The organism is Mesorhizobium sp. P3_A8, assembly GCF_056402995.1.
The window spans coordinates 30436-44394 of sequence record NZ_JBFUGI010000018.1 but is presented as its reverse complement, the minus strand read 5'-3'; the positions used below and the strand labels follow the sequence as shown (position 1 = coordinate 44394).

The following is a 13959-nucleotide window of genomic DNA, read 5'->3' as shown; positions in this document are numbered from 1 at the left end:
GTTTTGGCTAGCGGCTGATCAGGCGATCGATCACTGGTTGCAGCCGCTCGGGCGTGATCGGCTTGGCAACCACGACGTCAATCACGCTCGACAGGCCGAGGCTCTCCGGCGTGCCGGTCTTGGTCGAAAGCAGGATGACGGGAGGAAGCGATTTGCCCGAAGCCCGCCGCAACGTTTCGATGCCGGACATCAGATTGTCGCAGTCCTTGTTGTCTGCGCCGCCGTCCAGCACAATCACGCCTGGCACCAGCGTCCGCAAGGTTTTCGCCGCCATATCGGGCGATTCCGAGATCGGCCTGAGCCCGGATCGCTCGACGATCTTCGACACCACCACGCGATTGATCGGCGATTTCCCGACCACAAGCACTTGCGAGGGACTGCGGGTCATCTCGGCGCTTGAATCCTGGGTCACCAGATTCGGATGTTTTGCGGTCTCGCCCTCGCTACTCACTGGGCACCCAAGTCGGCCAAGAAGCTCGCCCCTATTTCAATGCAGAGTTGAATCTGGCCGACAATTGGCGTGAGATCGCCCCCCATGTCAAGTTGAAATAAAAGGCCCTTGGAAACACCTCATCCGACAGTGGAGTCAAGCAACAGTACTGTACTGCCCTGTCCACGAATTGGTTGCGTAAAAATAAAATTCACCTGCGCATAGGCTGCGCAGGTGAAGGGTCGGTTGTAGCGCTTTCCGGTCAGCCATGGCTCTGCTGCGTGACGATCACCGGGATCAGCAGATCGCCCCAATTGCCGTCGCCGCCATGGTGCCTGGCCGAGCGCACGAGTTCCACCGAGACGCCCGCCTCGACCGCCTTCATCACCGACTGGTTCAGTCTGTGCAGATCATTGGCCAGCATGCGGATCGTCGCCTGCTGGTCGACGCTCATCGTCGTCGATTGTTCTTCTGCCCGTTCCTTGACACGGCTTATCGATGCCATTGGTCTTCTCCTGTGTCTGATGCCCTGTTGGGCGTTTCCTCGGTGTTTTCTGATCCGCTATTCGGCTGCCGGCTTGAACTGTGCGTGCTCGGTCGATTCATGCATGGCGGTGGTCGACGACTTGCCGCCGGTGATCGCCATCGACACGGCGTCGAAATAGCCGGTACCGACCTCGCGCTGGTGCTTGGTCGCGGTGTAGCCATTGGCCTCCGCGGCGAACTCCGCTTCCTGCAACTCGGAATAGGCCGCCATCTGCCGTGCCTTGTAGCCGCGCGCCAGTTCGAACATGCCGTAGTTGAGCTGGTGGAAGCCGGCGAGCGTGATGAACTGGAACTTGTAGCCCATGGCGCCGAGTTCCCTCTGGAATTTGGCGATCGTCGCGTCGTCGAGATTCTTCTTCCAGTTGAACGAGGGCGAGCAATTATAGGCGAGCAGCTTGCCCGGATGGTGCTTGCGCACACCCTCGGCGAACTTCCTGGCCTGTGCCAGATCGGGCTTCGAGGTCTCGCACCAGATCAGATCCGCGTAAGGCGCATAGGCGACGGCCCGCGCGATGCAAGGCTCGATGCCGTTCCTGACCTGGTAGAAGCCTTCCACCGTGCGCCCGGCAGCGTAGTCGACGAAGGGCTGGTCGCGCTCGTCGATATCGGATGTCAGAAGCTTCGCGGCTTCGGCATCGGTGCGCGCCACGACCAGCGTCGACGTGCCCATCACATCGGCTGCCAGCCGCGCCGCGTTGAGGTTGCGGATGTGCGCGGCGGTCGGGATCAGCACCTTGCCGCCGAGATGGCCGCACTTCTTTTCCGATGCCAGCTGGTCCTCATAATGGACGCCGGCGGCACCCGCCTCGATGAACGCCTTCATGATCTCGAAGGCGTTGAGCGGTCCGCCGAAGCCGGCCTCGGCGTCGGCGACGATTGGCGCGAACCAGGTGTCGACCGAAAGCCCGTTGCCCTCGGAGGTCTCGATCTGGTCGGCACGCTGCAGCGTGCGGTTGATGCGCTTGACGAGTTCGGGCGCGGCATTGGCCGGATAAAGCGACTGGTCAGGATACATTGCAGACGCAGTGTTGGCGTCGGCAGCGACCTGCCAGCCCGACAGGTAGATCGCCTTCAGCCCGGCACGCACCTGCTGCATCGCCTGGTTGCCGGACATGGCGCCGAGCGCGTTGACGAAATCTTCTTCGTGGATCAGCTTCCACAGCCGGTTGGCACCCATTTCGGCCAGGCTCTGGCGTATCTGCACCGAACCGCGCAGCCGCTTCACATCCTCCGGTGAATAGGGACGTTCGATGCCGTCGAAGCGACCTTCCGGCGCCGAGGGAACGAGATTGTAAAAATCAGTCATGGGTCACTCCGAAGAATTGCTGCGCTATGTCCGGTGGCCAATCATTTGGCCCGTTGGAATGTGACTGAATTTACATTGCGGCGCGGAATGGGCCAGGTAAATCAACAAATATGCCAGGATATAAGGGAAAACCTGTGTTGTGTTTGACAGCGGGCTGCTGTAAATTTGTCATGATTGTAAAAGGCGCGGCAATGAGATTGCCGCGGATGTCGTGTAAATTCCTGTCAAGGGCAGTCGATGGCTGAGCAGAAGATTTTCGCCGGACCGCGCATCCGCCGCATCCGCAACGCCAAGGGCCTGACCCAGACGGCGATGGCCGAGGGGCTCGGCATCTCGCCGTCCTATCTCAACCTGATCGAACGCAACCAGCGGCCGCTGACGGTGCAGCTGATCCTCAAGCTGGCGTCCGTCTACAAGGTCGACCCGCACGAGCTGCAAGGCGAGGCAAGGGGGTCGGTCGCGGCCTTGAAGGAGGTTTTCACCGATCCGCTGCTGGTCGGCGAATTGCCGGGAGACCAGGAGCTGATCGAGCTTGCCGAGGCGGCGCCTAATGCTTCCGCCGCGGTGATAAAACTGTTCCGCGCCTATCGCGAGCAGGCCGAGCGGCTGTCCGACCTCAACGAACTCCTGGCGCGCGACGGGCGGGCGACGGCGCTTTCCGGCGCCCGCCTGCCGATCGACGAGGTGCATGAGACCTTCGAGCGGCGGTCGAACCATTTTACAGCACTCGAGGAAGAGGCCGAGGCGTTCACTTCTGTGCTCGATCCCGGCGACGATTTGTTCGGTGCGCTGAAGGCCTGGCTGAGGCGCGAATACGGCATCGTCGTGAAGGTGCTGCCGGTCGCCACCATGCCGAACTGGCGCCGCCGCTACGATCGCCATTCGCAGCGCCTGTTCCTGTCGGAGCGGCTGTCGCCGTTCGACCAGTTGCGCGAGGTGGCGATGGAGGCCTGCCTGATCCGCATGACGGTTGCGGTCGCCGGTCAGATCCAGGCGCTCAAGCTGAGCACCGACGAGGCCCGCCGCCTCGCCCGCTTCGAGCTCGGCCGCTATGCCGCGCATGCGCTGATGATGCCTTATCAGGCTTTTCATGCGGCTGCCGTTCGCGCCCGCTACGACATCGACGTCCTGCGCTCGCGCTTCGGCGTCTCCTTCGAGCAGGCGGCTAACCGGCTGACCATGCTGCAGCGGCAGGGCGCACTCGGCGTGCCCTTCTTCATGCTGGAGGTCGACAATGCCGGGAACCGCTTTCGCAGGGCCGGCAGCCAGGGCTTTCCGCACAGCCGCTTCGGCGGCGGCTGTCCCAAGCTGCCCGTGCATGCCGCCTTCACTCAGCCCGGCCAGATCTTCGTCGAAGCGGTGGAAATGCCCGACGGCGCCGAGTTCCTGTGTATCGCCCGCACGCTGGAAGGGCCGCAAGGCGCGTTCTCGGAGCGTCCGCGCCGCACCGCGTTGCTGCTCGGTTGCGACATCGGCTTTCGCGACGACATTGTCTACGGCGCGGCCCTGCCCGGCGCGGCGGCTGCAGGAAAGTCGGGACAAGGCACCGTCGCGGCAACGCAGGTTGGACCCGCTTGCCGGCTTTGCGAGCGCGTCGGCTGCTTGGCGCGCGCCGAACCGCCGGTGACACGCCCGCTCGGCCTCGACGAGATGGTGACGGGCCTGAGCGCCTTCGACTTCCAGTAACGCGGCAGCAAAAGGTGCCACAATCGTCGCCGGTGTCTGGATCACCCGCTGCTCAAGTCTTTGCGTTACGCGAACAGAGCAGTTTTTTGTCGTCCCTTGCGCATCGTCCCGTCCACAAAAGCTCGACAGTCGCGCCCATGACAGACGCAGCATCATCGCCCGGCCTTGTTACGTCGACAGCCTCGCCGCGCGAGGAACGCGTCGGCATGCTTTTGGTCTTCCTGTCGGCGCTGATGTGGAGTTTCGGCGGCACCATCGCCCGCTTCATCACCGTCGGTGACAGCTGGACGGTTATCTTCTGGCGCTCCGTCTGGGCCGCCGCCTTCCTGCTTTCATTCATGGCCTGGCGTGACGGCTGGCGCGGCATGCTGCGATCGTTTCGCGACATGGGCCTGCCTGGCCTTGCCGTCGGGTTCTGCTTCGCCATCGCATCGACCGCCTTCGTCGTCGCGCTCGCCTACACCACCGTCGCCAATATCCTCTTGATGCAGGCCGGCGTGCCGCTTCTGGCGGCCCTGTTGGCATGGGCGTTGTTTCGCGAGAAAGTGACTGTCATGACCTGGGTGGCGATCGCCGCCGTCATCGCCGGCGTTGCCATCATGGTGTCGGAATCGCTCGATGGCGCCGTCTCGCCCATAGGCGACGGGCTGGCGCTGCTGATCGCGTTCATGTTCTCGATCGCCACCGTCATCACAAGGCGGTTCGCCAGCGTGAGGATGACGCCGGCGACCTGCCTCGGCACGATCCTGGCTGCCGGCTTTGCCGCCTCGCAGGCGTCGACCTTCACGGTCTCGGCCAGCGACATGGGCTTTCTGTTCGCTTTCGGCGTGGTCAATCTCGGCATTGGTCTTGCCTTCTTCGCCACCGGCGCGCGGCTGATCCCGGCGGCCATCGCGGCACTGCTCGGCACGTTCGAGCCGATCCTTGGGCCGATCTGGGTCTGGCTCATCCATTCCGAGGTGCCGTCCGGGCGCACCATCATCGGCGGCGCGGTGGTGGTCACGGCGCTGCTCGTCCATATCGGGCTCGAGTTCAAGCGCCAGGCACGGCCGCAGCGGGCAGGGGTCACCGGGGTGCCATCGCCGAATTGATGCGGGCCGCTGAAGCTTTGCCATTGACAACGTTGCTGCAGCCCGGGCAGGCTGTGAGCACGGCAACAACAAGACAGGCGTATCTTGCCAAGTCTCCCTGCCGGTCCGATCGAGACCGGTCCATATTTCTGTATTTCTGTCCGCGCGGCGGCGAAAGCTTCTGACGGCACCGTGATTCCTTCCAGTCCGGGACAATTGCCCAGTCCGGGACAATTGCGCGGCCGCGGCCGGCGCGCCAATTGGCGCTTGTTGTCCCAAGGAAAGCTCAATAGTCTGAAACAAATGCCCGGCCGCGCGCCAGTCGCGACGAGCCGGCGATGGAACACTCACCAAAGGAGAATAGCATGATCCGCAAAGCGCTCTGGCTTTCGGCAACCTCGGTATTTCTGACATTGTTCACGCCCGCCGGGCACGCCGAGGACCGCGTCGTCAATGTCTTCAACTGGTCCGATTACATCGACCCGACGATCATCGACGACTTCACCAAGAAGACCGGCATCAAGGTCGTCTACGACACGTTCGATTCCAACGAGATCCTCGAAACCAAATTGCTCGCCGGCGGCAGCGGCTATGATGTCGTCGTGCCGAGCGGCAATTTCCTTGCCCGCCAGATCCAGGCCGGCGTGTTCCAGAAACTCGACAAGTCGAAACTGCCGAACATCTCCAACATGTGGGACACGGTTTCACAAAGGACCGCCAAATACGACCCCGGCAATGAGTATTCGATCAACTACATGTGGGGGACGGTCGGCATCGGCTACAACATCAAGAAGGTGCAGGCAGCGCTTGGCACTGACAAGATCGACAGCTGGGACGTGTTCTTCAATCCCGAGAGTCTCGCCAAGCTGAAGGACTGTGGCGTCTATGTGCTGGATTCTCCGGCTGACATCATTCCGGCGGCGCTGAAATATGTCGGCCTCGACCCGAACAGCACCTCGCCCGACGACATCGCCAAGGCCGAGGAAGCCCTGATGAAGGTCCGCCCCTTTATCAGGAAGTTTCATTCGTCCGAGTACATCAACGCCCTGGCCAATGGCGACATCTGCCTTGCGGTCGGCTGGTCCGGTGACGTCTTCCAGGCCCGCAATCGTGCGGTCGAGGCCAAGCAAGGTGTCGAAATCGGCTATTCCGTGCCGAAGGAAGGCGCCCAGATGTGGTTCGACCAGATGGCGATCCCGGCCGATGCGCCGCATGTCGCCGAGGCGCATGAATTCCTCAACTACATGATGACGCCGGAAGTGATCGCCAAATCGTCGAACGCCGTGCTCTACGCCAACGGCAACAAGGCGTCGCAGCAGTTCGTCGACAAGGCCCTGCTGAGCGACCCCGCCGTCTATCCGGACGATGCGACCTTGCAGAAGCTCTACACGGTCTCTCCCTATGATCCCAAGACCCAGCGCGTCATCACGCGCACCTGGACCAAGATCGTCACCGGCCAGTAGACAATTCGACACGACCCCGGCAGCCAGCTGCCGGGGTCGATTTCTCTGCAGCAATTCCAGGAAAAGTGGGGAACGGTTTTCCGTCCGGAATTGCGTCAAAACCAGGAGATGGAGCAGTTCTGCGTTTCCGAGAAACGATGAACCGCTCCGGGGAACTACAAAGCACGGAGTGGGGATATGAAATCGCTTGGCAGCATCCGCAGGGATTTCGCGCCATGGAACGACCCGAACGCCAAGCCATACATCCAGTTCGAAAACGTCACCAAGAAGTTCGGTGACTTCACCGCCGTCAACAATTTGTCGCTGACCATCTTCGAGCGCGAGTTCTTCGCCCTGCTCGGCGCCTCGGGTTGCGGAAAGTCGACGCTGCTGAGGATGCTTGCCGGCTTCGAGGAACCGACGGCCGGTCGCATCCTGCTCGATGGCCAGGATCTGCGCGGCATCCCGCCCTATCGCCGGCCCGTCAACATGATGTTCCAGTCCTATGCCCTGTTCCCGCATATGACGGTGGAGAAGAACATCGCCTTTGGCCTCAAGCAGGAAGGCATGCCCGCGGCCGATATCGAAAAGCGCGTCGCCGAGATGCTGAAGCTGGTCAAGCTCGAGCAGTTCGCCAAGCGCAAGCCGCACCAGCTTTCCGGCGGCCAGCGCCAGCGCGTCGCGCTTGCCCGTTCGGTCGCCAAGCGGCCGAAGGTGCTGCTGCTCGACGAGCCGCTCGGCGCTCTCGACAAGAAGTTGCGCGAGGAAACCCAGTTCGAACTGATGGACCTGCAGCAGAACCTCGGCCTCACCTTCGTCGTCGTCACCCACGACCAGGAAGAGGCTATGACCATGGCCGATCGTATAGCCATCATCGACAAGGGCGAGGTCATGCAGGTCGCTACACCCGCCGAAGTCTACGAAGCGCCGACCTCGCGCTTCGTCGCCCATTTCGTCGGCAATGTGAACATGTTCGAAGGCAAGGTCGCCGAGCGCACGGCAAACACGACGCGCATCACCGGTACGACAGGTGCCCAGATCGTCGTCGAAAACAGCGCCGGTACCGCGGCTGGTTCCGACATCGTCTTCGCCATCAGGCCGGAGAAGATCAAGGTCTCGTCGAAGAAGCCAGCCGATGCCGTCAACGCGCTGGAAGGCGAGGTCTATGACGTTGCTTATCTCGGCGACATGACCGTCTACCACATCAGGCTGGATGACGGGCAGATCATCAGGGCAAGCGCCTTGAACGCGGCGCGCGTGACCGAGGATCCTCTGACCTGGAATGACCGCGCCTGGGTGTCCTTCCGGCCCGACGCCGGCGTCGTGCTGGCACGGTAGGGGGAGGATATGTCCAACATCGCCGTCACCGATGCCGCCGCCCCATCGACCGTCGCCAAGCCGTTCCTGACGCGCCTGGGTGCCGGCTTCGTCAACCGGCTCGTCATCATCGTCCCCTACCTCTGGCTGCTGTTCTTCTTTCTCATCCCCTTCGTCATCGTCTTCAAGATTTCATTGTCGCAGACGGCGATCGCCATGCCGCCCTACACGCCGGTGCTCGATTTCAGGGACGGCGTCTCCGGCTTCTTCGCCGGCTTCCGCAACCTCAACTTCGATAATTATGTCTGGCTGACGCAGGACTCGCTCTATTTCAAGGCCTATGTGACGAGCGTCATCATTGCCGCCGTCTCGACCGTCCTGACGCTGATCGTCGGCTACCCGATCGCCTATGGCATGTCACGTGCGCCGGCCACCATCCGCCCTACATTGCTGATGTTGGTCATCCTGCCGTTCTGGACTTCGTTCCTGATCCGCGTCTATGCCTGGATCGGCATCCTCAAGCCCGAGGGCCTGCTCAACCAGCTGCTCTTGTCGCTGCACATCATCAACCAGCCTCTGGTCATCCTCAACACCTACACGGCGATCTTCATCGGCATCGTCTATTCCTATCTGCCGTTCATGGTGCTGCCGCTCTATTCGTCGCTGGAAAAGATGGACTACTCGCTGATCGAGGCGGCCAAGGACCTCGGTTGCCCGCCGACCGCAGCCTTCTGGAAGATCACCTTCCCGCTGTCGCTGCCGGGCGTCATTGCCGGCTGCCTGCTGGTGTTCATCCCGGCCGTCGGCGAGTTCGTCATCCCCGATCTGCTCGGCGGCTCGTCCACGCTGATGATCGGCAAGACGTTGTGGAACGAGTTCTTCGCCAACCGTGACTGGCCGGTGTCGTCGGCCGTCGCCGTCATCCTGCTGCTGTTGCTCACCGTGCCGATCATGCTCTTTCAGCAGGCGCAGGCCAAGGCGCAGGAGCAGGACAAATGAACACCACCTGGAGCCGCTTCAACGTCACCTCGATCGTGCTTGGCTTTGCCTTCCTGTACCTGCCGATCGTGCTGCTCATCGTTTTCTCCTTCAACGAATCCAAGCTCGTCACCGTCTGGGGCGGCTTCTCGACCAAATGGTATGTGTCACTGTTCCACAATCAGGGCCTGATGGACGCCACCTGGGTCACGGCGCGCGTCGGCGTCATTTCGGCGACGGTGGCGACCGTGCTCGGCACGCTGGCGGCACTCACCTTGACACGCTACACGCGGTTCCGGGGCAGGGTGCTGTTTTCCGGCATGGTCTTCGCGCCGCTCGTCATGCCGGAAGTCATCACCGGCCTGTCGCTGCTGCTGCTCTTCGTTGCCGTCGGTCTCGACCGCGGCTTCTTCACGGTGACGCTCGCCCACATCACGCTGACAATGTGCTTCGTGGCGGTCGTCGTGCAATCGCGCCTGGTGTCTTTCGACCGGTCGCTGGAGGAGGCGGCGATGGATCTCGGCGCAACGCCGGCCAAAACCTTCTTCCAGATCACCCTGCCGGTCATCCTGCCGGCGATCGTGTCCGGATGGATGCTGGCCTTCACGCTGTCGCTCGACGATCTGGTCATCGCCAGCTTCACCTCCGGCCCGGGCGCCACGACGCTGCCGATGAAAATCTACAGCCAGGTTCGTCTCGGCGTGACGCCGGAGATCAACGCCGCCTGCACCATCCTGATCGCCGTGGTCGCGGTCGGCGTCATCATCGCTTCGATCGCCAACAAGCGGCGCGAGGTGCAACGCCAGCTCGACGAACAGGCGGCACAGCGCGGGTGAGCATGATCTCGAAAAGTGGAAGCCGGTTTTCGGGCAACTGAACGGCCTGGCCCGAGGGTAAAAGCGCGCGACTATTCGCCCGAAACGCCGCGGCTTATCGGGGAAATGAACGGCGTGTTCCACGTTCCACCGACGAAGAAGGACGACTGGTTGGGCCCTTGTTGGCCGGTCTTCTGTGTCGCGGCCTGGTCCGGCTGGATGACGCCGCCGGACAGTGCCAGCCCGCGCCCCGCATAGGAGGCGATGCCGGAAAGCCAGATCTTGTATTTCGCCGAATTGGCCTCGGCCTTGTCCAGCCTCGCCACGCCTCTCGAAATGGTCGCCTTCACTTCGGCGCCGTCGATCGGCAGCGTGCCGTCCGAGACATCGTCGAGCGCGAAGAAGCCGCCCTGTTCGGTATGCTTGAGAAAAGCCGGCAGGTTGAACTTGCTCAGCGCGCCGGGGCCGAAGGTCGCCGAGACCGAACCGTCGGCATTTTCAAAGATCGAATCCCAGGTCCTGCCCGGCCCCTTGAGGATGACCGAAACGGTGCCCGTGCCGACCGGCACCAGCCGGGTCATGCCGGCTGCCGTGGCGAACGCGCCGCCATCGACATCGGAAGCAAGCAGCCTGATCTCAACCTGGGTGCCCTCGGGCTTGCGGTCGAAACGAAGGCTGGTCTGGATATTGCCGCCAAAGGCCGAGGCATCGGAGATATCGAAGACGGAAAGACCATCCTTGACCTGGGCGGTGGCGGCGACATCGGCAAGCTGGATGGCGCCGGCCGTGGCATGCGCCGCCGACAGCCTGAGATCGAGATTGACCCGGTCGGCGAAACTGGCCTCGACGTCCCCTGGCCCAGCCCCGCTCGCCGGCCCCAGCGGCGTGAAGGCGGACAGGAATGACCTGAGGTCGAGCGTGTCGAAAGCGAGCGTGCCCGAGATCACCGGCTGGGCGTCGCCAAGCGACAGGTCCAGCGCGCCCATGCCTGGGTTGTTGTCGAGCGCCAGCGCGGTGTTCTCGAACTTGATGCGTCCGGCCGATGCCGTGACCTTGCTCGAAATGCTGACGGAGCCGATCGCTGCGCTCGGTGCGATGCCAACCTGCGACCATTCCAGAACGCGGCGTAGCGAGGGGGCCGCGAACTTCACCTGGCCGTCGTAGTAGGCGTTCTCGGACATGCTGGCCGTGCCGTCGAAGGAAAAGGTGGCGGGCGCGGCCTTGAAGGACAAAGTAAGCGGCGCCATGCCGCCTGCAAACAGCACCAGCGGCTTGGGCGAGGCGGCTTCGACGGTCACACTTTCGCCGCGCCAGATTCCGGTTGCCGACAGCGTCGCATTGCTGTTCATCGCCGCCCAGCTCGCCTGGCCGCTGAGGCTGCTCAGGATTTCGACGTCCTTGCCGTCGACGGAAGCCACCATCCGGCCGTCCCTGAACTCAACCGTGCCGAAGGCGTCTGTCGGCAGCTTGTCGAGGTCGGGTTTGGCGGGATCGGCATTGACCACGCCGCGCGCCGTGTCGATGGAGCGCGCGATGCGGCCTCCGGTCGGTGCCGTGGGCAGAAACAGGCCATCCACCGTGCGCTGGACCCGGATCGTCGGCCGTACCAGCCGCGCCGTGGAAAACGCCACATCGCCCTGTAATGCCGCCATGGCCGAGAGGTCGATCTCGACCCGTTCGGCTTCGACGACCGGCGGCGCGTCGGCGTCGGTCCACTTCGACAGTGTCACATCGGTCAGGATCGCGCGGAATTTCGGCCAGACCTCGATGCGCGGCGAACCATCGATGGCGACCCGGAAGCCGCTCCAGGCGCTCATTTCCCAGGCGATACGGTCGCGCACGATGCGCGTCGAGGCGATCAGCGGCAGCGTGGCGACCACCAGAGCGATGACGATCACGGCAGCGCCGATCGCCCATACTCCACGCCGGATCAAGGATGATGGCATCTCGCCCTATATGCTTCCGTTCCGATTAATCGCCCGAAATGTGTAAACCCCAGTCGTCACTACGACTTAGGACTGAGGCATTTCAAGTCTTTATGGCCCGGCGATGGCATTTGCGCACACCTGGCCGCTTCGGCCCAACAAAATCTTGCTCTGCTGCGCTGCGATATGCATAAGCGATGACGACCGTGGGAGGATCGATCATGGCTGCCGAAGTACCGCTCTGGACCCCGTCGCAAGACCAGATTGACGCTTCGCCATTGACCGCTTTCATGAAGGCTGCTTCAGCCAAGGCCGGCGCGTCCTTCTCCTCCTATGTCGACCTTCACCGCTGGTCCATCGAGGATCGCGAGGGTTTCTGGAGCCTGGTGTGGGACTTCTGCGGTGTCGTGGGCGACAAGGGCGAGACCATTCTCGCCGATGGCGACAAGATGCCCGGCGCTTCCTTCTTCCCCGATGCGTCGCTGAATTTCGCCGAGAACCTGTTGAAGAAGACCGGCGCTGGCGAGGCGATCGTCTTTCGCGGCGAGGATAAGGTCGAGCGGCGGCTGTCCTGGAACCAGCTGCATGGCTTGGTCTCGCGCCTGCAGCAGCTTTTCCTGTCGCTCAAGGTCAAGAAGGGCGACCGCATTGCCGCGATGATGCCCAACATGCCGGAGACCGTCGCCGCCATGCTGGCCGCGGCCTCGATCGGCGCGGTGTGGTCGTCCTGCTCTCCCGATTTCGGCGAGCAGGGCGTGCTCGACCGGTTCGGCCAGATCGAACCCGTAATTTTCATCGCGCCCGACGGCTATTGGTACAATGGCAAGGCGATCGAGGTCGCCGACAAGGTTGCGGCGGTCGCGGCCAAGCTCGGCAGTGTTCGCAAGGTTCTGCTTGTCGATTATCTCGGCACATCGGCCGACGTGGCCGCAACCATCGACAAGGCCGTGGCGATGGAAGCGGCGCTGGTGCCCTTCGCCGTAAAACCGGTCAGCTTCGAGCGGCTGCCGTTCTCGCATCCACTCTACATCCTGTTTTCGTCCGGAACGACCGGCATTCCCAAATGCATCGTCCATTCGGCCGGCGGCACGCTGATCCAGCATGTCAAGGAACACCGGCTGCATGCCGGGCTCGTCGAAGGCGACCGTTTCTTCTACTTCACCACCTGCGGCTGGATGATGTGGAACTGGCTGGTGTCGGGCCTCGCTTCAGGGGCGACGCTGCTGCTTTACGATGGCTCGCCCTTCTATCCCGACGGCAATGTGCTGTTCAATTTCGCCGATGCCGAGAAGATGACCTTCTTCGGCACCTCGGCCAAGTTCATCGATTCCGTGCGCAAAGCCAGCCTCAAGCCGATCCGCACGCATGATCTGTCCACCGTGCGGGCGATCTCCTCCACCGGGTCGCCGCTGTCGCCCGAGGATTTCCGCTTCGTCTATGACGGCATCAAGCAGGACGTGCATCTTGCCTCGGTCTCCGGCGGCACCGACATCGTCTCCTGCTTCGTGCTCGGCGTGCCGACCCTGCCGGTCTGGACCGGCGAGATCCAGGGGCCGGGCCTCGGCCTCGCCGTTGATGTCTGGGACGATGACGGCAAATCGATCCGCCAGGAGAAGGGCGAACTGGTCTGCACCAAGGCGTTCCCGTCGATGCCGATCGGCTTCTGGAACGACCCTGACGGCAAGAAATACCAGGCGGCGTATTTCGAGCGTTTCGACAATGTCTGGTGCCATGGCGATTTCGCCGAATGGACCGCGCATGGCGGCATGATCATCCATGGCCGCTCCGACGCCACGCTCAATCCGGGCGGCGTGCGCATCGGCACGGCGGAGATCTACAACCAGGTCGAACAGATGCCGGAAATCCTGGAAGCGCTGTGCATCGGCCAGGATTTCGACAATGACGTGCGCGTCGTGCTGTTCGTGCGGCTGGCCGCCGGCGTGACGCTCGACGAAGATCTGGAAAAACGCATCCGGGCGAAAATCCGCACTGGCGCCAGCCCGCGTCACGTGCCGGCAAAGATCGTCGCGGTGATCGACATCCCGCGCACCAAATCGGGCAAGATCACCGAGCTTGCCGTGCGCGACGTCGTGCATGGCCGCGCCATCAAGAACAAGGAAGCGCTCGCCAACCCGGAAGCACTTGAGCTGTTCAGGAATCTGCCGCAACTCGCCGACTGACCCCAACCGGCGTGGTTAACAAAATATGTCGGTAGAATTTACCTAGATTTCACGAGTGGTACACATTCGTAAATTTTTCGACGAGCCGGTAAGGACTTGTTAAGGGCCGGCCCCGATAGTCGCATGTAACTTGAGGGAGAAATCCCGTTCCTCAGCCCCCGGAGGATCTGAATTCGCTCAAGCCCCCGTTGTGACAGCAATCCCATCTCTTAAGGCGTCCTTTGGGCGCCTTTTCTTTTAGCGGAATGGGGTAGCGGAAGGCTG

11 protein-coding genes are annotated in these 13959 nt (G+C 62.5%); 7 read left to right on the top strand and 4 right to left on the bottom strand.

From position 1 onward, the window contains the following. Positions 1–7 precede the first annotated feature (7 nt). The 3 genes from AC1DX4_RS31290 to aceA all read right to left on the bottom strand — a co-directional run bounded on the left by AC1DX4_RS31290 (position 8) and on the right by aceA (position 2282). Positions 8–388, bottom strand: coding sequence for a response regulator (locus AC1DX4_RS31290; protein WP_477223993.1), 381 nt, complete (start codon positions 386–388; stop codon positions 8–10). Between the two features lie 304 nt (positions 389–692). Beyond that, on the bottom strand, positions 693–935 hold the full coding sequence (locus AC1DX4_RS31285; RefSeq protein WP_006202762.1) for an SMc00767 family acetate metabolism repressor: 243 nt from the start codon (positions 933–935) through the stop codon (positions 693–695). Between the two features lie 57 nt (positions 936–992). Then, positions 993–2282: an isocitrate lyase gene (gene aceA, locus AC1DX4_RS31280; RefSeq protein ID WP_477223992.1), complete on the bottom strand. Its 1290-nt coding sequence runs from the start codon at positions 2280–2282 to the stop codon at positions 993–995. 237 nt (positions 2283–2519) lie between these two features. Here aceA and AC1DX4_RS31275 point away from each other — a divergent pair, with 237 nt between their 5' ends. From AC1DX4_RS31275 to AC1DX4_RS31250, 6 genes are all read left to right on the top strand, one after another. Further along, a complete protein-coding gene (locus AC1DX4_RS31275; protein ID WP_477223991.1) occupies positions 2520–3968 on the top strand; it encodes a helix-turn-helix domain-containing protein in 1449 nt (482 codons plus the stop codon). Positions 3969–4105: 137 nt separating this feature from the next. Continuing rightward, complete coding sequence (locus AC1DX4_RS31270) at positions 4106–5059, top strand: DMT family transporter (RefSeq protein WP_477223990.1); 954 nt, start codon at positions 4106–4108, stop codon at positions 5057–5059. Between the two features lie 344 nt (positions 5060–5403). Next, on the top strand, positions 5404–6501 hold the full coding sequence (locus tag AC1DX4_RS31265; protein WP_477223989.1) for a polyamine ABC transporter substrate-binding protein: 1098 nt from the start codon (positions 5404–5406) through the stop codon (positions 6499–6501). 177 nt (positions 6502–6678) lie between these two features. Continuing rightward, entirely contained in the window at positions 6679–7818 is a 1140-nt protein-coding gene (locus AC1DX4_RS31260) for an ABC transporter ATP-binding protein (RefSeq protein ID WP_477223988.1), read from the top strand. A gap of 9 nt (positions 7819–7827) precedes the next feature. Next, complete coding sequence (locus AC1DX4_RS31255; protein ID WP_477223987.1) at positions 7828–8796, top strand: ABC transporter permease subunit; 969 nt, start codon at positions 7828–7830, stop codon at positions 8794–8796. Then, entirely contained in the window at positions 8793–9611 is an 819-nt protein-coding gene (locus AC1DX4_RS31250) for an ABC transporter permease (protein ID WP_032928764.1), read from the top strand. Before AC1DX4_RS31255 ends, AC1DX4_RS31250 begins: the two co-directional genes overlap by 4 nt. Positions 9612–9682: 71 nt before the next feature. Here the strand turns inward: AC1DX4_RS31250 and AC1DX4_RS31245 are convergent, their stop codons facing one another. Continuing rightward, complete coding sequence (locus AC1DX4_RS31245; RefSeq protein WP_477223986.1) at positions 9683–11536, bottom strand: AsmA family protein; 1854 nt, start codon at positions 11534–11536, stop codon at positions 9683–9685. A 200-nt stretch (positions 11537–11736) separates the two neighbouring features. Between AC1DX4_RS31245 and AC1DX4_RS31240 the strand changes: the two genes are divergently transcribed. Then, positions 11737–13695: an acetoacetate--CoA ligase gene (locus tag AC1DX4_RS31240; protein ID WP_477223985.1), complete on the top strand. Its 1959-nt coding sequence runs from the start codon at positions 11737–11739 to the stop codon at positions 13693–13695. Positions 13696–13959 lie beyond the last annotated feature (264 nt).

Coding starts and splice junctions, on each gene's coding strand:
- AC1DX4_RS31290 (WP_477223993.1), bottom strand. CDS start 388: ATGACCCGCAGTCCCTCGCAAGTGCTTGTGGTCGGGAAATCGCCGATC.
- AC1DX4_RS31285 (WP_006202762.1), bottom strand. CDS start 935: ATGGCATCGATAAGCCGTGTCAAGGAACGGGCAGAAGAACAATCGACG.
- aceA (WP_477223992.1), bottom strand. CDS start 2,282: ATGACTGATTTTTACAATCTCGTTCCCTCGGCGCCGGAAGGTCGCTTC.
- AC1DX4_RS31275 (WP_477223991.1), top strand. CDS start 2,520: ATGGCTGAGCAGAAGATTTTCGCCGGACCGCGCATCCGCCGCATCCGC.
- AC1DX4_RS31270 (WP_477223990.1), top strand. CDS start 4,106: ATGACAGACGCAGCATCATCGCCCGGCCTTGTTACGTCGACAGCCTCG.
- AC1DX4_RS31265 (WP_477223989.1), top strand. CDS start 5,404: ATGATCCGCAAAGCGCTCTGGCTTTCGGCAACCTCGGTATTTCTGACA.
- AC1DX4_RS31260 (WP_477223988.1), top strand. CDS start 6,679: ATGAAATCGCTTGGCAGCATCCGCAGGGATTTCGCGCCATGGAACGAC.
- AC1DX4_RS31255 (WP_477223987.1), top strand. CDS start 7,828: ATGTCCAACATCGCCGTCACCGATGCCGCCGCCCCATCGACCGTCGCC.
- AC1DX4_RS31250 (WP_032928764.1), top strand. CDS start 8,793: ATGAACACCACCTGGAGCCGCTTCAACGTCACCTCGATCGTGCTTGGC.
- AC1DX4_RS31245 (WP_477223986.1), bottom strand. CDS start 11,536: ATGCCATCATCCTTGATCCGGCGTGGAGTATGGGCGATCGGCGCTGCC.
- AC1DX4_RS31240 (WP_477223985.1), top strand. CDS start 11,737: ATGGCTGCCGAAGTACCGCTCTGGACCCCGTCGCAAGACCAGATTGAC.